The 21,500-nt window shown below is 24.8% G+C and carries 24 protein-coding genes and 4 pseudogenes; 26 read left to right on the forward strand and 2 right to left on the reverse strand.

The window, feature by feature from the left end; translation table 4 throughout:
• Positions 1-315: 315 nt before the first annotated feature.
• From ACOBWH_RS01595 to ACOBWH_RS01610, 4 genes are all read left to right on the forward strand, one after another.
• Positions 316-423: a lipoprotein gene (locus ACOBWH_RS01595; protein WP_424526787.1), complete on the forward strand. Its 108-nt coding sequence runs from the start codon at positions 316-318 to the stop codon at positions 421-423.
• Between the two features lie 320 nt (positions 424-743).
• Positions 744-893 carry a hypothetical protein gene (locus tag ACOBWH_RS01600; protein WP_004027793.1) on the forward strand — a complete coding sequence of 50 codons (150 nt, stop codon included), beginning with the start codon at positions 744-746 and terminating at the stop codon, positions 891-893.
• Positions 893-1,144: a hypothetical protein gene (locus tag ACOBWH_RS01605; protein WP_424526788.1), complete on the forward strand. Its 252-nt coding sequence runs from the start codon at positions 893-895 to the stop codon at positions 1,142-1,144. Before ACOBWH_RS01600 ends, ACOBWH_RS01605 begins: the two co-directional genes overlap by 1 nt.
• 509 nt (positions 1,145-1,653) lie before the next feature.
• Entirely contained in the window at positions 1,654-2,094 is a 441-nt protein-coding gene (locus ACOBWH_RS01610; RefSeq protein WP_424526789.1) for a DUF3627 domain-containing protein, read from the forward strand.
• Between the two features lie 44 nt (positions 2,095-2,138).
• On the opposite strand, the pseudogene ACOBWH_RS01615 reads toward ACOBWH_RS01610, so the two are convergent.
• Positions 2,139-3,246 (reverse strand): annotated as a pseudogene (locus ACOBWH_RS01615) (IS3 family transposase).
• A gap of 84 nt (positions 3,247-3,330) precedes the next feature.
• On the opposite strand from ACOBWH_RS01615, the pseudogene ACOBWH_RS01620 reads away from it, so the two are divergent.
• The 5 genes and pseudogenes from ACOBWH_RS01620 to ACOBWH_RS01640 all read left to right on the forward strand — a co-directional run.
• A pseudogene (locus tag ACOBWH_RS01620) lies at positions 3,331-4,275 on the forward strand (hypothetical protein); the annotation flags it as partial.
• Positions 4,268-4,645 (forward strand): hypothetical protein, encoded by a 378-nt coding sequence (locus ACOBWH_RS01625; protein ID WP_424526790.1) that lies wholly within the window; start codon positions 4,268-4,270, stop codon positions 4,643-4,645. The pseudogene ACOBWH_RS01620 and the gene ACOBWH_RS01625, both read left to right, overlap by 8 nt.
• Complete coding sequence (locus ACOBWH_RS01630; protein ID WP_004027616.1) at positions 4,645-4,881, forward strand: hypothetical protein; 237 nt, start codon at positions 4,645-4,647, stop codon at positions 4,879-4,881. Before ACOBWH_RS01625 ends, ACOBWH_RS01630 begins: the two co-directional genes overlap by 1 nt.
• An 11-nt stretch (positions 4,882-4,892) precedes the next feature.
• Positions 4,893-5,270, forward strand: coding sequence for a hypothetical protein (locus ACOBWH_RS01635; protein ID WP_424526791.1), 378 nt, complete (start codon positions 4,893-4,895; stop codon positions 5,268-5,270).
• On the forward strand, positions 5,185-7,410 hold the full coding sequence (locus tag ACOBWH_RS01640) for a spiroplasma phage ORF1-like family protein (protein ID WP_424526792.1): 2,226 nt from the start codon (positions 5,185-5,187) through the stop codon (positions 7,408-7,410). The genes ACOBWH_RS01635 and ACOBWH_RS01640 overlap by 86 nt, the downstream gene beginning before the upstream one ends.
• 312 nt (positions 7,411-7,722) lie before the next feature.
• Here the strand turns inward: ACOBWH_RS01640 and ACOBWH_RS01645 are convergent, their stop codons facing one another.
• Complete coding sequence (locus tag ACOBWH_RS01645; protein WP_424526793.1) at positions 7,723-7,890, reverse strand: lipoprotein; 168 nt, start codon at positions 7,888-7,890, stop codon at positions 7,723-7,725.
• A 77-nt stretch (positions 7,891-7,967) separates the two neighbouring features.
• Between ACOBWH_RS01645 and ACOBWH_RS01650 the strand changes: the two genes are divergently transcribed.
• The 17 genes and pseudogenes from ACOBWH_RS01650 to ACOBWH_RS01730 all read left to right on the forward strand — a co-directional run bounded on the left by ACOBWH_RS01650 (position 7,968) and on the right by ACOBWH_RS01730 (position 21,349).
• Complete coding sequence (locus tag ACOBWH_RS01650; RefSeq protein WP_424526794.1) at positions 7,968-8,423, forward strand: hypothetical protein; 456 nt, start codon at positions 7,968-7,970, stop codon at positions 8,421-8,423.
• A 96-nt stretch (positions 8,424-8,519) separates the two neighbouring features.
• A complete protein-coding gene (locus tag ACOBWH_RS01655) occupies positions 8,520-8,954 on the forward strand; it encodes a transposase (RefSeq protein ID WP_424526795.1) in 435 nt (144 codons plus the stop codon).
• A 114-nt stretch (positions 8,955-9,068) separates the two neighbouring features.
• A complete protein-coding gene (locus ACOBWH_RS01660; RefSeq protein WP_424526796.1) occupies positions 9,069-9,422 on the forward strand; it encodes a S1 RNA-binding domain-containing protein in 354 nt (117 codons plus the stop codon).
• A 176-nt stretch (positions 9,423-9,598) separates the two neighbouring features.
• Positions 9,599-10,021: a M60 family metallopeptidase gene (locus ACOBWH_RS01665; protein WP_424526797.1), complete on the forward strand. Its 423-nt coding sequence runs from the start codon at positions 9,599-9,601 to the stop codon at positions 10,019-10,021.
• A 79-nt stretch (positions 10,022-10,100) separates the two neighbouring features.
• On the forward strand, positions 10,101-10,976 hold the full coding sequence (locus ACOBWH_RS01670; RefSeq protein WP_424526798.1) for a hypothetical protein: 876 nt from the start codon (positions 10,101-10,103) through the stop codon (positions 10,974-10,976).
• A gap of 316 nt (positions 10,977-11,292) precedes the next feature.
• Complete coding sequence (locus tag ACOBWH_RS01675) at positions 11,293-12,492, forward strand: arginine deiminase (protein WP_424526799.1); 1,200 nt, start codon at positions 11,293-11,295, stop codon at positions 12,490-12,492.
• Between the two features lie 38 nt (positions 12,493-12,530).
• Positions 12,531-13,535 (forward strand): ornithine carbamoyltransferase, encoded by a 1,005-nt coding sequence (argF, locus tag ACOBWH_RS01680; protein ID WP_424526800.1) that lies wholly within the window; start codon positions 12,531-12,533, stop codon positions 13,533-13,535.
• A gap of 38 nt (positions 13,536-13,573) precedes the next feature.
• Complete coding sequence (locus ACOBWH_RS01685) at positions 13,574-15,064, forward strand: YfcC family protein (protein ID WP_424526801.1); 1,491 nt, start codon at positions 13,574-13,576, stop codon at positions 15,062-15,064.
• A 24-nt stretch (positions 15,065-15,088) separates the two neighbouring features.
• Positions 15,089-15,298, forward strand: a complete 210-nt coding sequence (locus ACOBWH_RS01690) for a hypothetical protein (protein ID WP_424527472.1) — start codon at positions 15,089-15,091, stop codon at positions 15,296-15,298.
• A 107-nt stretch (positions 15,299-15,405) separates the two neighbouring features.
• Positions 15,406-15,556 (forward strand): annotated as a pseudogene (locus ACOBWH_RS01695) (hypothetical protein).
• A complete protein-coding gene (locus ACOBWH_RS01700) occupies positions 15,556-15,807 on the forward strand; it encodes a hypothetical protein (RefSeq protein ID WP_424526802.1) in 252 nt (83 codons plus the stop codon). Before ACOBWH_RS01695 ends, ACOBWH_RS01700 begins: the two are co-directional and overlap by 1 nt.
• A 272-nt stretch (positions 15,808-16,079) precedes the next feature.
• Positions 16,080-16,520: a DUF3627 domain-containing protein gene (locus ACOBWH_RS01705; RefSeq protein ID WP_424526803.1), complete on the forward strand. Its 441-nt coding sequence runs from the start codon at positions 16,080-16,082 to the stop codon at positions 16,518-16,520.
• Between the two features lie 152 nt (positions 16,521-16,672).
• The gene (locus ACOBWH_RS01710) at positions 16,673-16,876 is read left to right on the forward strand and encodes a DUF2649 family protein (RefSeq protein WP_424526804.1); all 204 of its coding nucleotides are present in this window, start codon (positions 16,673-16,675) and stop codon (positions 16,874-16,876) included.
• A gap of 353 nt (positions 16,877-17,229) precedes the next feature.
• Positions 17,230-18,243, forward strand: a pseudogene (locus ACOBWH_RS01715) (hypothetical protein).
• A complete protein-coding gene (locus tag ACOBWH_RS01720; RefSeq protein ID WP_424527371.1) occupies positions 18,240-18,614 on the forward strand; it encodes a hypothetical protein in 375 nt (124 codons plus the stop codon). The pseudogene ACOBWH_RS01715 and the gene ACOBWH_RS01720 overlap by 4 nt, the downstream one beginning before the upstream one ends.
• The gene (locus tag ACOBWH_RS01725; RefSeq protein WP_127093491.1) at positions 18,614-18,850 is read left to right on the forward strand and encodes a hypothetical protein; all 237 of its coding nucleotides are present in this window, start codon (positions 18,614-18,616) and stop codon (positions 18,848-18,850) included. The genes ACOBWH_RS01720 and ACOBWH_RS01725 overlap by 1 nt, the downstream gene beginning before the upstream one ends.
• Before the next feature lie 300 nt (positions 18,851-19,150).
• The gene (locus ACOBWH_RS01730) at positions 19,151-21,349 is read left to right on the forward strand and encodes a spiroplasma phage ORF1-like family protein (RefSeq protein ID WP_424526805.1); all 2,199 of its coding nucleotides are present in this window, start codon (positions 19,151-19,153) and stop codon (positions 21,347-21,349) included.
• Positions 21,350-21,500 lie beyond the last annotated feature (151 nt).

The raw sequence follows: 21,500 nt of genomic DNA on the forward strand, positions 1-21,500 counted from the left end.
GATATCATTTTAAATTATTAGAATTAAATAAAATAAAAAGGATATAAATTTTTATTTTGCGGTAAAATTAAATTACATATTAATAAAAAATCATTATGTTTTTAAATAACTTAACAAAAATATCAATTATCTAAAAGAAATTGAGATGAAGAGTTATGTTGATTACTAATAATAGATTTTATTATAAAATTAATCTTTTGATTAATTTTTTGCATGTCAAATATTTAGTCTTACTTTGAAAGGAGTACACTCCGCCAATATGTTAGTTTTTTAAATTTTAAATCAATAAAACTAAGATGAAAGTGGGGAAAAATAATGAAAAAATTATTGAGTTTATTAGGAACAATGACAATAATTGGAAGTAGTATTCCAACCGTAGTTGCTGTAAGTTCATATAATGAAAGAATTAATTTAGGTTTGTAAATTGTAAATACCAACCGATAAAAAGTTAACTATTAATTTAGTTAACTTTTTTAAGTTAATTATAGGAGGTTAAAATTATGCAAACAAAGCAATATTTAATTTTGCGGTCGTTAGTGAAAAAGTATGGTAAAGATATTGTTATTAATATTGTCAATAAGATTGTAAAAGATATTGAAATTAAAAAGTAAAAGAATAAATTATTCCGCGTAATTTATTAGCGGATAATTTATTCAATAATGTTTTTTAAGTGGAGCAAAGCTACAACGAGCGGAGCGAGTTTGCAAATTTCAATTTTTTAATTTATTGAAAGGAGATATATTATGCCAGTTTGATTAACGACAATATTTAGTGTTGTTATTATATTAGGTATTTTTGCTTGAATTGGTTTGTCAATTTATCAAAAAATTCGCCAAATTCGAGGTAAGAAAAAAGATAAAAAAGAAATTGAAAACAAGGAGGATAAAAAATAATGTTAGGGATGTATTTAACAACAGCAATTATTTTTTTAGCAGTTGGTGATAAGCCTACTATTTCAGATGGAATGGGTTCTATTTGAAGTGGTTTAGGACAAGCAATGATGAAAGTTAAAGATGCTGTTTATGCTGTATTACCACAATTAATGACCTTTTTAGGTGATGCATGAATTATTTTAATTCCATTTGGTATTTTTGTTATTGTTAAGATATTAAACTTTTTCCGTATTATGGTTAAAGGATTTTAATATTTATTACAACTAATCATATATTTTAGCTGTGGCACACTAGCTTTTATGTGAGTTGAATAAATAATTTTGTTGTTTATTTTTGCACTATACACTGTCTACAAATTTATTTTTAAATAAATTTAATTATTTTGGTTATTATTGATAATGTTAACTGAAATAAATATGACTATATCGCCAATAGTAGTTACATTTATATTGTTTATTAGTAGGATTTAATATAAATAATGTTGTAAAAAATATTTCTTTTTCTAAAAACTTGTAGGCAGTATATAGTGTAAAAATATAGACTTAATTATAAATTATTAATTTTATATTTTAATAACTATTAGTTATAAATTAAATAGTATTTTTTAGTGTGTCAATTTTTATTATTTTATATATTTAATAATGTTTATTACAATATATAAACATTATTAAACATTAGATATAACACTAGATAAGCAATATTTTAACAATATTTATAACATTGTTAATTAGAAACAATGTTTATTAAGGAGTTGATAAAATTGAGTAATTTTGTTAAGAAAAATCAAAATGTAGAAAATTATTTTATTTGTAAAGAGTTGATAGTTTTTGAAACAGATAAAGCAAGCTTTATAAATTTACTTAATCATAATCGCCATATTGGTTTTTGATTGAGTAATAAATTTATTTATTTTAGTGAAAAACATTCAGAACAAGTATCAATCGGGTTGATTTATGATAATTCTTATCTTATTGTAAAATATAATGAAAATTTAAAACGTTGTGTGTGAAAATATTTAACTGGAACAGAATTGATTAATTTGCATAATCAATATAAACAAAATTATTTTAACAGTATACACAAAGCATTATTTTTAAATGAACCTAAAAAAGTAAAAGCAAATAATAACAATAATAATTTAACAAATTGAAGTGTTGAAAAAGAGCAAGAATTAATTAATGATTTAGAAAGTTTAAATTAAATGAGTTTATATAATTGGAATGGCAACACTTTTTAGGACACTTTTTATGTAGACTTCTGATTTCTAAATTCAACTGGAGTTAAGTAATTCAAACTACCATGAATTCGAATATTGTTGTATCAATTAATGAAATTAAATAGTTCCAACTTTAATTGTTCTAAATTTTTAAATTTTCGACCATTAATAAATTCAGTTTTAAAAGCTTTATAGGTTGTTTCAGCTACTGCGTTATCGTAAGGGCAACCTTTTGCACTTAATGATCTTTTAATATTAAATGTTAATAAAATTTCTTCAATAATTTTATTTTTAAATTCATTACCACGATCTGTATGAAACAACCTAATTTGATTTAGTGGTCGTGTTATTTTATAAAATGCCTGCTGAACTAGTTCAGCAGTTTTATTTGTTCCAGCGCTATAGCCAATTACTTCACGGTTAAATAAATCAATTAGTAAGCAAATATAATGTCATTTTGAACCAACTTGAACATAGGTTAAATCGCTCACAATAACTTCATTTTGTCTTTTATTACTAAACTCACGATTTAGAATATTACTAATTTGATCATTATTTACAGGAGATTTATGATTGCGATATTTTAATTTAGTATATTTTGATACTAAATTATTTATTGCCATAATTCTTCTAATTTTTTGTCGAGATAAAATAATGTTCTTTCTTGCTAAAATAATTTTAATTTTTCTAGCACCATAAACTTTATAGCTTTCTTTAAATGCACTGATAACTTCATTTTCATAAATATTAATTTCAGTTTTAGTGATCTTATTAATTTGATAATAATACTTTGATTTTGCTATTTTTAATATTTGACACATTTTCCTCACTGAATATTTGTCTTTATTGTTAGTAATTAATATTACTTTTTGCCGATTATCAGTGCTGCTTGCTTTAAAATATCATTTTCCATTCGTAATTGTTTGTTTTCTTTTCGCAACTGAATAAGTTCATTTTCTTCAACAGAGCGATTGTCTTTAGCTTTAAAAGAACCAGAATTCTCAAATTTTTTACTCATTGATAAAGAACTGCCTTTGAAATTTTATATTCGTTAACAATTTCAATATTACTTTTACCATTTTTATATAACATTACGATTTGTTTCTTGAATTCATCGGTGTACTGGTTTTTTGCCATTTTTATATTCCTGCTTTCCTAATAATTTTAGCTTATTTTTTACAGTCTACATAAATATGGTCCAAGTTATTGTAACCTATCCAAATTGATTTGTTATTTTGAATAATTTCATTAAATTATACTGGTTTAGTATTCTGATTATTGTTTGCTTTGCAATGTGTTTGTTTTGTATGATGAGTTTGAAAAAACATATTTTATCAGTTAAATGCTTTTCGGTTAGTAAGTTTTGTTTGAGATAATCCGTTATCAGTTATTATTGGTAAATTAGGAACCGGAAAAACTTTACTTTTAACTTATTTATCACAAACTATGAAATTATTAACAGATAAAATTTATAGTAATTATCCGTTAGAAGATGATAAAGTTAAAGTTTTAACATTTAAAAATTTAGATTTTACAGATAGAACAAAACCAGTTCTCCCTGATGATAGTGTTATTTTATTTGATGAAAGTTATTTATATATTGATGGAACTAGTCCTCACGATGAGAAAAAAGTCCACAGTGGTAAAATTCCGTGAATTGTTTTAGCAAGACATTTTGGTAATCGTGCTTTGTTTACAGCACAACGTGAGGGTATGATCTGAAATAATATCCGACAATTAGCAAGTGGTATTATTATTCCTATTTCATTGAAAAAACCGATTGCTAAAAAAGGATTTAATTTTTTTAATCGTTTCTTTATTATGCGAATTGGTATTTTTCAAGATATTATGGATTATGAAATTTGAAAAACAAAATCAGTAGAACAAACAGCAGAAGGCAAACGTGCAAAACATAGATCTGATGTTGGGTTAGGAATTCGGTTTTTTAAAATAATTATTCCGTTGGAATTTGCACAAAAATATGATAGTCAATGGTTAAAGTTTGTGCGTGATTTAAAAAATGATGAAATAGTTAATTATAAAGAATATTATTGGTCAGAAATTACTAAATTGAGTGTTAAAGAGCGTTTAGAATTGTTTGATATTGATATTTTAAAAAAGAATTTAAAACCTAAAAAAGAAAAAGGAAGTGGTAAAGATGATTAATTTATTATCAGAAAGTAGTAATTGAGATAAGATTTTTAGTTTTATTTTTGATGTAATTTGAAATACTAAATTACCAATGACAAATACAACAATTGCTTATTTTATTATCTTTTTTATGGTTGTTAAGTTATCGATTTATGCAATTCACGGCACAAGAACACAATATAACGAATTAGGTTCAACAGTACAAATGGGTGTATCAAATATTTATTCTACGACTGCTCGTGGAGTTTCAGATATTAAACAGGGTATGCAAAAACATATTAAAGAGCGTAAACAGTTTAAAATTAATCGTAATAAACAACAATTATCAAGTTTAGCAAAACAAGCAAAAACAAGAGAACAAGGATATAGGAGAGTGCATAAATAATGATTAGATTAGTTTTATTAGTTGCAGCAATCGCTATTTTTGGTACAGGTTTTATAACAGTTATTATTAATCAATTAACATCAGCGAAAAATATTATTATGGATTTATATAATTCAGACACTTTTTTACTTTCTTTATTTGGTAAAATGGCAATTTTGTTTAGTCATCCGTTAATGCTAACAATATCAAGTTTATATATTGTTGGGTTTATTGTTTCAAAAACATTGTATAGTTAGGAGTTAAGTTTATGGATAATAAAAATGAAAAGAAACATAAAAATGGTTTATTTATTTCTTGGGTTGATTTAATTTTGTATCTTATTATAAGTTTTTCATTAACACTTGTATGTATATTAGATACAGTTTCAACTATTGATGAATTAAAAGAGAAATATGTTGGTATAAATGGTTATATAATTTATGGTTTATGATTTGATATATTATGATATATTTTAGTAATTCATTATTTTTATGGTTATCTATTTAATCAAATTATCAAATTAATAAAAGAAAATAAAAAAGAAAAGGTGGCAAAAAATAATGCGTGAGTCATTATCTTTATTTGCGATATCTATTTTAGGGATTTTAGGGTTAATTATTCCTTTTATTACTTTAACAGCATTTAAACCATTAAATCAGCAAAATTATACTGTTAATCAACAAACAACGGGAATGAATGAAATTGATTTTATTAATACAATGTTTTTACGCAGTAGTTTCTTTGAAAATTGGTCAGAAACAAATTATTTTATTAATCCGACTTTAAAAACATCACAATCATTAACTTATAATGATAAGTGATATTTAGATTTTTTAAAGGATAGTTATTCAACGGGAATTTCATTTGATAAACCTAGTGATGAGTTTATGGATTTATATAAAAATTGAGATAATTATGCTAAACAGTATAATATTGATAAATTTTATGACATTGATAGAAAACAATTTTTAAAAGAATTAACTAATTTTTCTTATTCTTTTGCAAAGTATTTTAATACTGTTGAAGTTATTAATAAATTAGAAAAAGGTGTTGATAATTTACAAATAGTTAATTTAAAATTTAAAAATTGAAAATTAGATAATAATCCAAATTTTATTAATTATAAAGTTGATAATAAATGATATATTGCAATTTTTAAAAATTATACAAAAGATTGATATATTGTTAATTTTTTAAATGATAGTAGAAATGATAAAATTTTAGGTGAATTTTGTTTTGATGATACTTGTCAAAATCTTTATTTATCTAGTCTTAGAGAATTTTTTAAACGGGGTGATGTAAAAACAGTTTATCAATGAAATGGTATTAATAATCCAAATACGCCAGAAATCAACAAAAATACTGGTGATGTTATTTTTTGAACTGATAATGAATATCAAAATATCCGTTCTTTTTTATTAAAATATATTAATGCTATTATTCAAGAAAATATTAGAGTTCAGCAAGGCGGAAATCCAAACTATGATGATCCAAATTTAGGTAGTCAAAGAATAATATTTGATTTTGAAATTATTAATAATTTAGATAAAGCTAGTACTGGTACTATTTTAACTAAAAAATCAATTTATCGGATGATTTTAACAATTGATAAAAGTAATAATATTGTTGCAGGTAGTTTAGAACTAACACATCTTAAACAATATTGAAATGGTAGTAATTATAATAATTATCGGTATACTGATGATTTAGGTTTTTTATTTTCTTTTATGAAAGAAAAAGACGATATTTTTAATTTTAGTGCTGAAACTTATAATTATTATCAGGGTAATTCACCTAATACTGGTAAAAAGGTTTTTGAATGGATGAAAGGTCAAATTGAGATTAATAAATTTTTAAAAGCATTTTTTGCTCATGCATTGGTACCAGTGTTTCAAAATCGTAGTAATTTTATTGAAAGTGGTTATATTGATAATTTACAATATGATACTATTTTAATTAACTTTTTTGGTTTAAAATTAATTAATTTTAGAGATGTTTTAATTGATGAAAATAATGCTAATAAAAGTCAATTTGAAAAATTATTAAATAGTATGTTTATTGTTTCTCAAAATTTTTATAAAGATTATTTACGAACGATTTTTGATTTAGAAAATAATACTTATGTACAAGGATATAATAAAAAGTATGGTTTATTAGCAAATAATGGTTTTAAGATTTATCCTCGTTATTTTTATTTTTCAGATAAATATAATCAGTTGGATATTAAATTGTATTCAACATTTAAAAATTGATTTTATAATACAAATTATGGTAATGTATTTAATTATGATTTTTCAGTTGCAAATGATTATAATATTAATCAAAATGAGGGTTATATTTTTGAAGGTGCTTTAAAAGATAAATATGGTTTAAAATATAAGAAAATTGAAGAACAAAAAATCGGTTATAATGTTTTTGAATTGCAAGCACAAAAAGAAAATGATATGTATCGTTATTATGATTTTAATTTTGGAATTTATAATTGACAAGAAATAAACAATGGTGGATTATTTCCTGATGGGCAATGATGACAAGCTCAATATGAAAGTTGTAGTTGATATAATTTAGCGTGTTATATGAAAAATGCGGCAATTTGAATTGTGAATAATATTCCTAGTGTAAAACAAGTAAATGAATTAGCAAGTGGTGTTGGTAAGATTTTTCAAACAATATATAGTTTTTTTAGTCAAACATTTGAAGTATGAAAATTTAGTCCAGCATTATACAATACAATAACAAATATATTCCTATTAATTATTTTTATGAAATTTGTAAGATTAATATAAAAGGAACTTTGTAGTTCCTTTTATTCTTTTCAATTGGTAATTTTACCTGTATCTTTATCAATTATTAGTATTGTTGGTTCATTATTTTCATCTCATTGATAAACTGTTTTTACATCACCCCGTTTAAAAAATTCTCTAAGACTAGATAAATAAAGATTTTGACAAGTATCATCAAAACAAAATTTACCTAAAATTTTTCATTTTTACTATCATTTAAAAAATTAACAATATATCAATCTTTTGTATAATTTTTAAAAATTGCAATATATCATTTATTATCAACTTTATAATTAATAAAATTTGGATTATTATCTAATTTTCAATTACTATTTTCTGGTGGTTGTTGTGGATTATATGGTGGTTCTGGTTTATTACCGCCCCCGCGTTTTCATTGTTATTTGGTTTTTGACAACTAATTAATGATGTTGTACTTGTTGTTGTTAATCCGATTGCTCCTAAAATGCTAAGTCATTTTTTCATATATTTATCTCCTTATTTAAAATGTTATAATTACTTTATATGTATTATAACATATTTTATTTTTTAGGAGGTAGAGTGTGAAAAAATATGAAAGATTAGATATTAATGAAAGAGTAAATTTAGAAAAATTAAAAGATAATGATTTGTTTAAAAAGAAAAATGGAATGATTAATATTAATAAAATTTCTAAGCAAATGAATAGGTCTTATTCTGTAATTTGAGAAGAATTAAATATGTTTGATAATATTAATGATTATAATGCTACAAAAGCACAAAAAATACACGATAAAAAGAAAAAACAATGTCGTAAATATTCAATGTTAAATTCACAAGAATTAAGTCATTTTTCTAATGAATATAATAATTTTGGTCGTTCACCACAAAATATTATTACGTCATATGAATTACAATATAATGTAAAATTTGGTGTGTGTTTTAAAACAATATATAAATATATTAGATTAGGTTATTTTAATTTATCAAAAGATAATTTGTATTTTAAAAATAAAAAGCGAAAAATAAAAAACGGTTAAAAAAATGATAATCGTGGGAAGTTAATTAATGTTAAAGATTATCAACAATTTTTAAATGATTATGGTGATGATTTGAATTTTAGTGGAATATGGGGAATGGATACTATTGATTGTGGTAATTTTCATTTGTTAGTTTTAGTAAATCGGAAATCTAAAATAGTTTTTTATGATATTTTATTTACTAAAAAAGCAAGTATTGTGTTGATAGTTTTAATGAAAATGATCAGACAAATTGGTAGTAATAAATTTAGTTGTATTTTGACAGATAGAGGAAAAGAATTTTATAAATGAAAATCAATAGAGAAATCTTTTAAAATAAGAGTTTATTTTTGTGATCCTGGTAAACTAAAACAAAAAGCATTAGTTGAACGGATAAATAGAGATATAAGGCGATGGTTTGGAACAAATGAACCTTTGATTAATATTCGTACTAGATTAAAAAATGTTTTAAATATATTAAACGCTACCATTAGACCTTGTTTAGGTAATTTTACATCAAAGCAATATTTTAAAAAAATATTTGTTCATTAATTAGTTAATGTATATAATAAAAATAATAAAATCTATTAATTATTTTTGTGTTTAACAAATTATTTTCAGCACTTTAATAATATAATTAGGTTTAGTAAAGGAGAAAAAAATATTATGTATGATAAAAATAACAAAATTATTGTAAAAATAACAAATATTACTCCCTATGGTGCTTTTTGTAGAGCAGGAAAGGCTGATGGTTTAATCCATATTAGTGAAGTTTCAGATTATTTTGTTAAAGATATTAAAGATTTTTTTGATATTGGTGATGAAATTGAAGTTGAGGTGCTTGATTTTAATACAGTTAGAAAACATCTTAAATTAAGTTATAAAAATTGTCACCCTGAATTATTAAAAAATGATGATAAAGAAATTCAGGAAATAAAAACAGCATTCCAAAACTTAAATAAAAAACAAGATAAAACAGACAATATTGAAAATATTAGTAAAACAAACGAAAATGAATAAATTAATAAAAATAAAAAAAGTAAAAAATAGTTTTATACTATTTTTTACTTTTTTATTGTATTTCATAATTAATATGTTAATATAATTATAACTTTTTATCGTTTAGTTTTACAGTATACAATCAAATTACTGATCAATGACCATTATGGCATGAAACTGGCCATACCTATCAGACATTGCAATATAAGTGACATGATTTAACTGAAGTCAGTAATAATCTTAGTGGTGATATTGGTAGTTGAATTAGGTTAGGAATGTTTTGACAATTGCAAATGGGATTTGGTCATAATTTTTATCCAGTATTAAATAAAATATATCGTCAAATTAATAATGGTAAAGATTCTGAATCAATGCTTCGTTTTGATACTGATGAGAAAAAAATACAAATGTTTTTTAGAATAACTTCATATGTAACTGATTATAATTTAAAACAATTTTTTAATGAGTGGGGAATAAAGCTAACTGCAGAGACAGAAAATATTATTAGTAAATATAAACCTTTGACAAAACCAATTTGAAATAATATTGCTGAGTTAAAAACAGAATTTGACCCAATTATTCAAGAAATGGTGTCATTTAAACTAGTTGAAATTGAATAAAATAAAAATGGTATAAATTCTTATTTTACGGTAAAATTGAAGTACATAGTAATTTATAGAAATAGAGGGATATGATATTATGACACAACAGAATAATTTCTGAGCAGATGTTGAAAAAGGAATGATGAATTATTTAACAAAATATATTAATCTTTTTGAAGCAGATTATCAAAAGGATACGGCAGAAAAAAATCAAAAAATTGAGGCATTTTTAGCAGGAGCTAAATTTAAAACTAATTTTGAAGATTTATTTAATTTTGTTAAAACAGAAATTAAACCTTTATTTGATGATATTAGGACTGAATATTTAGAAGACAAAAAACCAGAAGAAGTTGATCAAAAAAAAGTGACAACATTAATTGAAGTAAGTAAATTATTTAATGCAATTATTCCGCTACCTCGTTTTTTAAATGATTTTATGACTAGTGCCAAGGAATCAAGTCCAGTTGATTTAAATAAACTTTTCGTAGATATGATGAAAGTAGAAATTATTGAATTAACAAAAATTTATGATGAGGAAATTAAAGGTTTAGATTCAGCCCTTGATAAATGTTTAGAAGATATTAACCAAGCAACTGATGCGTTAGAAATTTGAAATTTAGTAAACCAATTAGGATTATTCTTACAGCGTGATATTGTTTTAACTGAATTTTCAGTTGATCAAGAAGAAGAAAAATTAAAAGCACAATTAGAAAATATTGATAAAATTGAAAAAGATTTTAATGAGGGAAAAATTAAGTTACCAGAATTTAATAAAACAAAAATTATTGAGGAAGTACAAGCTTATCATAAGTTTGTTCTTGGTTTAACCCCAGAAAAACGATTAGAAATTGCTCAAAAAACAGCAGATTATCGAAACAAAGTTGTTCCATTAGTGCAAATTATTCAGTGTTTACATGATTTGTTAATGAATATTTTAACTTCAACTAATATTATCAATACTGCAAAACAATAAGAAATTTATTGTTTTTTTTATTTAAAAGAGTATATTAAAAACATATAAGGATAAAAAAGTAAGGAATGGCATCTTTACTTCTGCAATATGTAAAAGTCATATTGTTCAATAAATATATATCGTGCTAGGAGAACAACGAATACAAAAAAGTATATTTATTTAAATGATATTAAAATATTACAACTTGATAAGCATCCTGCATATTTAAAAACAACTTGTTTTTTACTTTTTTGCATCTTTATCTTTAAAATTTTTTAATAAAATATTTTTGTTAAAGTATTTTATTAAAGATTAACGTAGAAAGAGGAAATGTAACATGGCAGAAAAATATGGTATTAATGTTTACTCAGAAATCGGTAAACTAAAAACCGTTTTATTACATTGACCTGGCGATGAATTGGCTAATTTATCACCAGATTTGTTAGAAAGGTTATTGTTTGATGATACACCAGATTTAGCAGTTGCGCAAAAAGAACATGATGCTTTTGCAAAAGTTTTTAAAGATTTAGGCGTAGAAGTTTTATATATTGAAAAATTAGTCGCTGAAGTTTTAGAAACTGATTCAAAAATGCGGCAAACTTTACTAGACCAATTTTTAAAAGAATCTGGTGCAAAAGCAGAGTATATTAGTAAATTACGTACTTATTTAGACAAATTAGATAATCAAGCTCTTGTTAATAAAATGATTGCGGGAGTGACAAAATATGAATTAGGAGTTGAGATAACTGATGATTATCCGTTAGCGGTTGATTCTCTACCAAATATTTTATTTCAACGTGATCCATTTGCATCAATTGGGAATGGAGCAACTATCCACAAAATGTTTACGGTAACAAGAAATCGTGAAACATTATTTTCTGATGTTGTTTTAAGACATCACCCACGTTTTAAAGATAAAATTAATTATTGATATAGTCGTGATGAAAAAGAAACTTTAGAAGGTGGAGACATTTTAGTCTTAAACAAAAAAACATTAATTATTGGTGCATCACAACGGACATCAATGGAAGCAATTAAAAAGGTAGCAAAAAATTTAATTGAAAATGATTCAGTTAGTTACGAAAAAGTAATTGCGTTAGATTTAAAAACAAAAAATCGTGCTTTTATGCACTTAGATACTGTTTTTACAAACATTGACTATGATAAATTTATTGCTCATCCATTAATTTTTGAAGCAATGGGTGAATTTAAAATTTTTGAGATCACAAAAAATGGGGTTACAGAAATTAAAGAAACAATTAAAGATTATTTATCAGCAGAAGTAGGGAAACCAGTACATATTTTTAAATGTGGTGGAGAAGACCCAATTGCCCAAGCAAGAGAACAATGAAATGATGGAACAAATGTAATTACAGTTCGCCCTGGTGAAGTAATTGCTTATTCACGTAATCATATTACGATTGAAGAATTAAAAGCAGCAGGAGTTAAAGTTCATGTCATTGATTCATCTGAATTATCACGAGGACGTGGTGGACCTCGTTGTATGTCAATGCCAATTTGAAGAGAAGATATTTAAAACATTAATATTATATTTAAAAGGAGAGAAAAAATAATATGGCTGTAAATTTAAAAGGAAGAAGTTTTTTAACTTTATTAGATTTCACACAAAGAGAAATTTATTATTTATTAGATTTAGCAAAACAATTGAAAGATGCAAAATATGCTGGAACAGAACAAAAACCATTAGCTGGTAAATCTGTTGCTTTGTTATTTGCAAAGGATTCAACACGAACAAGATGTGCATTTGAAGTAGGAGCATTTGATTTAGGAATGCACCCCGTTTATTTAGGACCAAGCGGTAGTCAAATGGGGAAAAAAGAATCAATTGAAGATACAGCAAAAGTATTAGGAAGAATGTTTGATGGAATTCAATTCCGTGGTTTCAAACAGACTGATGTTGAAGCTTTAGCAAAATATTCAGGAGTACCAGTTTGAAACGGTTTAACTGATGAATTTCACCCAACACAAATGTTAGCTGACATTTTAACATTGCAAGAAGAAAAAGGTCGTCGTAACATGAAGGGGTTAAAATTTGTTTACTTTGGAGATTCGCGTTTTAATATGGCAAATAGTTATATGGTTGTTAGTGCTAAATTAGGAATGCATTTTGTTGCTTGTGCACCAAAAGATTTATGACCAGACAAAGAATTGTTAAAAAAAGTAGAAGCTATTGCAAAAGAACATGGTGGATCAATTACTTTGACTGAAGATCATAAAACAGCAGCAAAGGATGCTGATGCTATTGCAACTGATGTATGAGTATCGATGGGAGAAGATCCATCAGTGTGAGGCCAAAGAATTAAAGATTTAACACCATACCAAGTAACAATGGAAAAAATGAAACAAGCAAAAGAAGATGTTATTTTCTTGCATTGTTTACCAAGTTTCCACGATGCTGAAACTGATACTGCACAACAAGTGATTAAACAATTCGGAGGAACTGGTGAATTGGAAGTTACTGATGAAGTATTTCAATCAAAATATTCACGTGTTTTTGAAGAAGCGGAAAATCGTTTACACACTATTAAAGCAGTAATGCTAGCAACAATTTGTGGTTAGAATTTATTGAAAAATAGAATTCAGAAAGGTTTACAGAAATGGATGTAAAAAAGAAAAAGAAGTTTAAGTTTAAATTACCAACAGCATTCACAATTTTATTAGGAATTACGTTGTTAATTATTATTATTTCTTGAATTCCAGGAACAACAGGGTCTTATGCTGATGCGGATGGAAAAACGCATGCTGGAGGACCAGCTGGGATTTTTGACTTATTTTTAGCCCCAATGGAAGGATTTAAAGATAAAGTTGATGTTATTGTCTTTATCTTAGTGCTGGGAGGATTCTTAGGAATTGTTATTGAATCCAAAGCATTAGATGCCGGAATTGGGCGATTAGTAGCAAAAATGAAAGGTCGCGAAATTTGAATTATTCCAATTGTAATGTTTTTATTTTCAGTTGGAGGAACAACTTACGGAATGGGAGAAGAAACGATTGCGTTATATCCTGTTATTATTCCGGTTTTATTAGCTGCTGGATTTGATGTCTTGACAGCTGTTATGACAATTTTGTTGGGAGCTGGAATTGGATGTATTGGGTCAACTTTAAACCCATTTGTAGTTCAAATTGCAGTTTCTAATGCTGGTGTTCTTGATTTAACATCATCAACAGGAATTGTTTGAAGAGTAGTATCATGATTATTACTAACGGCAGGGGGAATTGCCTTTGTTGTTTGATATGCGTTACGAGTTCGTCGTACTCCAGGGGAATCACCATTATTTGATAAAAAAGATTTCTATGAAGCAGAATTTGCAATTGTTGCTGATTTACCTGAATATAATAAGAAACGAAAAGCAATTATGGCCATTTTTATGATTGCCTTTGTTTTAATGATTTTTGCCTTAATTGGGTGAGATAAATTTGGAATTCCGATATTTATTGATTTTACAGAGTTAGTTAGCAAACACGCTCCATGAATTGCACATTTCTTTGCGCCATTAGGCCAATGATATTTTATGGAAATTTCGGCGTTATTCTTTATTGCGTCAATCATTATTGCATTAATTAACTGAAAAGGAGAAGAAAACTCTGTTAATAGTTTTATTCGTGGATCAGCTGATATTTTATCAGTGTGTTTAATTATTGCGTTTGCTGCTGGGATTGGTTTCATTATGACTAATACTGGAATGCAAACTAAATTAGTTAGTGGATTATCTTCACCAATGTCGTCATTAGAAAAAACTGGCTTTATTATGGTGGCGTTCTTCTTCTTCTTAATTATTTCCTTTGTAATTCCATCAACTTCAGGATTTGCAACAGCGGTCTTTCCAATTTTAGGACCAGTTGCGAATGGAGTTTCAACTGGATTAGCATCAGGAACAATTACTGCCTTTTCATTTGCTAATGGAATTATTAACTTAATTTCACCAACTAGTGCAATTTTAATGGCAGCATTATCAATCTCAAAAGTTCCATATGATCGCTTTATTAAAGCATCATGGCCGTTACTTGTTGGGATTACTGTTGGGTCAATTGTCTTGTTGGCAATTGGTACTTTATTACCAATTTCAAATACTGGGCCTTGATTCTAATAATAAGAAAGGATATGTAAATTTATGTCAAGAATAGTTGTTGCGTTAGGGGGAAACGCTTTAGGAAGGCATCGTGTAAGTGAAGTGCAACAAATCAACTCAGAAAGGGGTTGATTTTTTATTGAAAAGAAACATTATTTTATTTTGTGGTCCTTAGTAATTAAGTATGGAAAAGATAATGTTATTAATACTGTTAATAATATTGTAATTAATAATGTAAAAGAAGATGAATAAATTATCCGCGTAATTTATTAGCGGTAATTTATTCAATATTGTTTATTTTGAGCGTAGCGAACACGCGGAGCGTGTCGCGAAAATTAGATTTTAGGAGGAATTAAGTTGTGCCAGTTTGATTAACGACAATATTTAGTGTTGTTATTATATTAGGGATTTTTGCTTGAATTGGTTTATCAATTTATCAAAAAAATTTGCCAAATTCGAGGAAAGAAAAAAGATAAAAAAGAAATTGAAAATAAGGAGGATAAGAAATAATGTTAGGGATGTATTTAACAACAGCAATTATTTTTTTAGCAGTTGGTGATAAGCCTACTATTTCAGATGGAATGGGTTCTATTTGAAGTGGTTTAGGACAAGCAATGATGAAAGTTAAAGAAGCAATTTATGCTGTATTGCCACAATTAATGACCTTTTTAGGTGATGCGTGAATTATTTTAATTCCATTTGGTATTTTTGTTATTGTTAAGATTTTAAACTTTTTCCGTGTTATGGTTAAAGGATTTTAGTAGTAAAAAACTAAGGCACACTAGTTTATTCGTTTTTTATTAATTTATTTTATATTTTAAAACTTAATAGTATTTTTCAGTGTGCCAATTTTTATTATTTTTATATTTAACAATGTTTATTAACAGTGTTTATTAAACATTAAATAAACAATATATTAACATTATGTATAACATTGTTAATAATTAATGTTTTTATCAATAAATAAGCAATATATAAACATTAAATATAACATTGTTAATTAGAAACAATGTTTATTAAGGAGTTGATAAAATTGAGTAATTTTTATAAGAAAAATCAGAATATAGCAAATTATTTTATTTCTAAGGAATTTATCCCTTTTGAAACAGATAAAGCAAGTTTTATAAATTTGCCTAATCATAATAAACATATTGGTTTTTGATTAAGTAATAAGTTTATTTATTTTAGTGAAAAACATTCTGATCAAGTAGCTATTGGTTTGATTTATGATAATTCTTATCCTATTGTAAAATATGATGAAAATTTAAAACGTCATATTTGAAAGTATTTAACTGGAACAGAATTAATTAATTTGTATAATCAATATAAACAAAATTATTTTAAAAGTATGCACAAAGCATTATTTTTAAATGAACCTAAAAAAGTAAAAGCAAATAATAACAATAATAATTTAATAAATTGAAATGATGAAAAAGTACAACAATTAACCAATGATTTAGAAAGTTTAAATTAAATGAGTTTATATGATTATTGAGTTCAATTTGTTAGTTATATTATTGGTTCAAATGCCCCTGAATTTTTATATGTGATATCGTTTGTATTATTTATAGTTTTATTTTTTGGAATGTTTTTTAAACTTATTCAAAAAATGTGGAGTTTTTAAAGATGCAAAATGATTGAGAAAAACTAAAAGAGTTTTTTATTCATATCTTTTTGTTTATAACTAAAACAAATGTTGAAAGTATTACAACTTGAAATTTAACGCAAAATGAATATTTAACTCTGATGGTTGGTGTTTGAATTGTTATTTTATTTTTAACTTGGTTTTTGTTGTGAATGGTTTTTAAAATAGTCAGTTGTTTTAAATAATTAAATTTTGTTATTATTATGGTTTTCTCTCCCCACAAAATTTTAAAATCTTTTTTGAATATAATATATATTTTCATTATGAATGCAGTAATTATTAATATAAATAATGTTGTAAAAAATATTTCTTTTGCATTTATTTGACTAATATTCTTAAATATTCATTCTACAAAATTAATTGTAGTAATTAATTTTCCGATAGGATTAATTAAAAAGTTTATAATTACAATAAATAGGCAATAATATTGAAATTATTTTTAAAATTTTCTTAATTTTTATCATTCTCCTTTTTGATTTGTGGGGAGAGAAAACCATAATAATAATTAGTTTAATTGTAAATAACTATTGGAGGTAAAATGAAAAAGTTTATATTTTTTCTAAAAAATTATTGTTATATTAGCGGTTCAATGATTTTGTTTAGTTTAATTGATTTATTACTTTGAATAATTTCATTAAATTATACTGGTTTAGTATTCTGATTATTGTTTGCTTTGCAATGTGTTTATTTTGTATGATGAGTTTGAAAAAACATATTTTATCAGTTAAATGCTTTTCGGTTAGTTAATTTTGTTTGAGATAATCCGTTATCAGTTATTATTGGTAAATTAGGAACTGGAAAAACTTTACTTTTAACTTATTTATCACAAACTATGAAATTATTAACAGATAAAATTTATAGTAATTATCCGTTAGAAGATGATAAAGTTAAAGTTTTAACATTTAAAAATTTAGATTTTACAGATAGAACAAAACCAGTTCTCCCTGATGATAGTGTTATTTTATTTGATGAAAGTTATTTATATATTGATGGAACTAGTCCTCACGATGAGAAAAAAGTTCATAGTGGTAAAATTCCGTGAATTGTTTTAGCAAGACATTTTGGTAATCGTGCTTTGTTTACAGTTCAACGTGAGGGTATGATTTGAAATAATATCCGACAATTAGCAAGTGGTATTATTATTCCAATTTCACTGAAAAAACCTATTGCTAAAAAAGGATTTAATTTTTTTAATCGGTTCTTTATTATACGAATTGGCATTTTTTAAGATATTACTGATTATGAAATTTGAAAAACAAAATCAGTAGAACGAACAGCAGAAGGTAAGCGAGTAAAACATAAGTCGGATGTTGGGTTAGGAATTCGGTTTTTTAAAATAATTATTCTGTTAGAATTTGCACAAAAATATGATAGTCAATGATTAAAGTTTGTTCGTGATTTAAAAAATGATGAAATAATTAATAACAAAGAATACTATTGGTCAGAAATTACTAAATTAAGTGTTAAAGAGCGGTTAGAATTGTTTGATATTGATATTTTGAAAAAGAATTTAAAACCTAAAAAAGAAAAAGGAAGTGGTAAAAGTGATTAATTTATTATTCAGAAAGTAGTAATTGAGATAAGATTTTTAGTTTTATTTTTGATGTAATTTGAAATACAAAATTACCGATGACAAATACGACAATTGCTTATTTTATTATCTTTTTTATGGTTGTTAAGTTATCTATTTATGCTATTCACGGAACAAAAACCCAATACAACGAATTAGGTTCAACAGTACACACGGGTGTATCAAATATTTATTCTGCAACAGTTCGTGGAGTTTCAGATAATAAACAAGGTATCCAAAAACATATTAAAGAGCGTAAACAGTTTAAAATTAATCGTAATAAGCAACAATTATCAAGTTTAGCAAAACAAGCAAAAACAAGAGAACAAGGATATTGGAGAGTGAATAAATAATGATTAGATTAGTTTTGTTAGTTGTGGCAATCGCTATTTTTGGAACAGGATTTATTACAGTCATTATAAATCAATTAACATCAGCAAAAAATATTATTATGGATTTATATAATTCAGACACTTTTTTACTTTCGTTGTTTGGTAAAATGGCAATTTTGTTTAGTCATCCGTTAATGTTAACGATATCAAGTTTATATATTGTTGGGTTTATTGTTTCAAAAACATTGTATAGTTAGGAGTTGAATTTATGGATAATAAAAATGAAAAGAAACATAAAAATGGTTTATTTATTTTTTGGGTTGATTTAATTTTGTATCTTATTATTAAGTTTTTCATTAACGCTTGTATGTGTCTTAGATGCAGTTTCAACTATTGATGAATTAAAAGAGAAATATGCTGGTATAAATGGTTATATAATTTATGGTTTATGATTTGATATATTATGATATATTTTAGTAATTCATTATTTTTATGGTTATCTATTTACTCAAATTATTAAATTAATAAAAGAAAAAAAGAAAAGGTGGTAAAAAATAATGCGTAAGTCATTATCTTTATTTGTTATATCTATTTTAGGTATTTTAGGGTTAATTATTCCTTTTATTACTTTAACAGCATTTAAACCATTAAATCAGCAAAATTATACTGTTAATCAACAAACAACGGGAATGAATGAAACTGATTTTATTAATACAATGTTTTTACGCAGTAGTTTTTTTGAAAATTGGTCTGAAACAAATTATTTTATTAATCCGACTTTAAAAACATCACAATCATTAATTTATAATGATAAATGATATTTAGATTTTTTAAAGGATAGTTATTCAACGGGAATTTCATTTGATAAGCCGAGTGATGAATTTATGGATTTATATAAAAATTGAGATAGTTATGTTAAGCAGTATAATATTGATAAATTTTATGACATTGATAAAAAACAATTTTTAAAAGAATTAACTAATTTTTCTTATTCTTTTGCAAAGTATTTTAATACTGTTGAAGTTATTAATAAATTAGAAAAAAGTGTTGATAATTTACAAATTGTTAAGTTAATGTTTCAAAATTGAAGTTTAATTAATCAAGAAGAATTTTTAAATTTAGATCAAAAATGAGCTGTTGTTATTTTAGATGATGGTGAAGAAAATATTTGAAGAATTATTAAAATTGATATTATATGAGAAGGATATGCAACTAGATTAAAAGTTTTAAATAATTTAATATCGGCCAATCATTCTAAATATAAACCTAAATTTTATATGTGAAATCAAAATAATGAACCTGAAACACCAACAGCTGATAAAGATACTGGTAAAGTAATCTTTTATACTGACAATCAGTATCAAAATACGCGCTCTTTTTTATTAAAGTATATTAATGCTATTGTGCAAGAAAATATTCGAGTTCAGCAAGGTGGTAACCCCGATTATGATGACCCAAATTTAGGTAGTCAAAGAATAATTTTTGATTTTGAAATTATTAATAATATGGAAAAATTAGATTGAAAACCTGATATTATTTTAACTAGAAAATCAATTTATCGAATGATTTTAACCATTGATGAGCATAAAAATATTGTTGCTGGTAGTTTAGAATTAACACATTTTAAACAATATTGGGATGGTAATAATGCAAATAGTTATCGATATACTGATGATTTAGGTTTTTTGTTTACTTTTATGAAAGAAAAAGATAGTATCTTTAATTTTAGTGCTGAAACTTATAATTATAATCAAAGTAGTACTCCTAATACTGGTAAATACGTTTTTGAACAGATGAAAAGTCAAATTGATATTAATAAGTTTTTAAAAGCATTTTTTGCACACGCTTTGGTGCCTGTATTTCAAAATCGTAGTAATTTTATTGAAAGTGGGTATATTGATAATTTACAATATGATACTGTTTTAATTAACTTTTTTGGTTTGAAATTAGTTAATTTTAGAGATGTTTTAATTGATGAAAATAATACTAATAAAAGTCAATTTGAAAAATTATTAAATAGTATGTTTACAGTTTCTCAAAATTTTTATAAAGATTATTTACGAACGATTTTTGATTTAGAAAATAATACTTATGTACAAGGATATAATAAAAAGTATGGTTTATTAGCAAATAATGGTTTTAAGATTTATCCTCGTTATTTTTATTTTTCAGATAAATATAATCAGTTGGATATTAAATTGTATTCAGCATTTAAAAATCGATTTTATAATACAAATTATGGTAATGTATTTAATTATGATTTTTCAGTTGCAAATAATTATAATATTAATCAAAATGAGGGTTATGTTTTTGAAGGTGCTTTAAAAGATAAATATGGTTTAAAATACAAAAAAATTGAAGAACAAAAAATCGGTTATAATGTTTTTGAATTACAAGCACAAAAAGAAAATGATATGTATCGATATTATGATTTTAATTTTGGTATTTATAACTGACAAGAAATAAATAATGGTGGATTATTTCCTGATGGGCAATGATGACAAGCACAATATGAAAGTTGTAGTTGGTATAATTTAGCGTGTCATATCAGAAATGCGGCAATATGAATTGTAAATAATATTCCTGGTGTAAAACAAGTAAATGAATTAGCAAGTGGTGTTGGTAAGATTTTTCAAACAATATATAGTTTTTTTAGTCAGACATTTGAGGTGTGAAAATTTAGTCCAGCATTATATAATACAATAACAAATATATTCCTATTAATTATTTTTATGAAATTTGTACGATTAATTTAAAAAGGAACTATTAAGTTCCTTTTATTCTTTTCAGTTTGTAATTTTACCAGTATCTTTATCAGCTGTTGGTGTTTCAGGTTCATTATTTTGATTTCACATATAAAATTTAGGTTTATATTTAGAATGATTGGCCGATATTAAATTATTTAAA

It is taken from the genome of Spiroplasma endosymbiont of Glossina fuscipes fuscipes (assembly GCF_049669535.1).
In the GTDB taxonomy this organism is placed as follows: Bacteria; Bacillota_I; Bacilli_A; order Mycoplasmatales; family Mycoplasmataceae; genus Spiroplasma.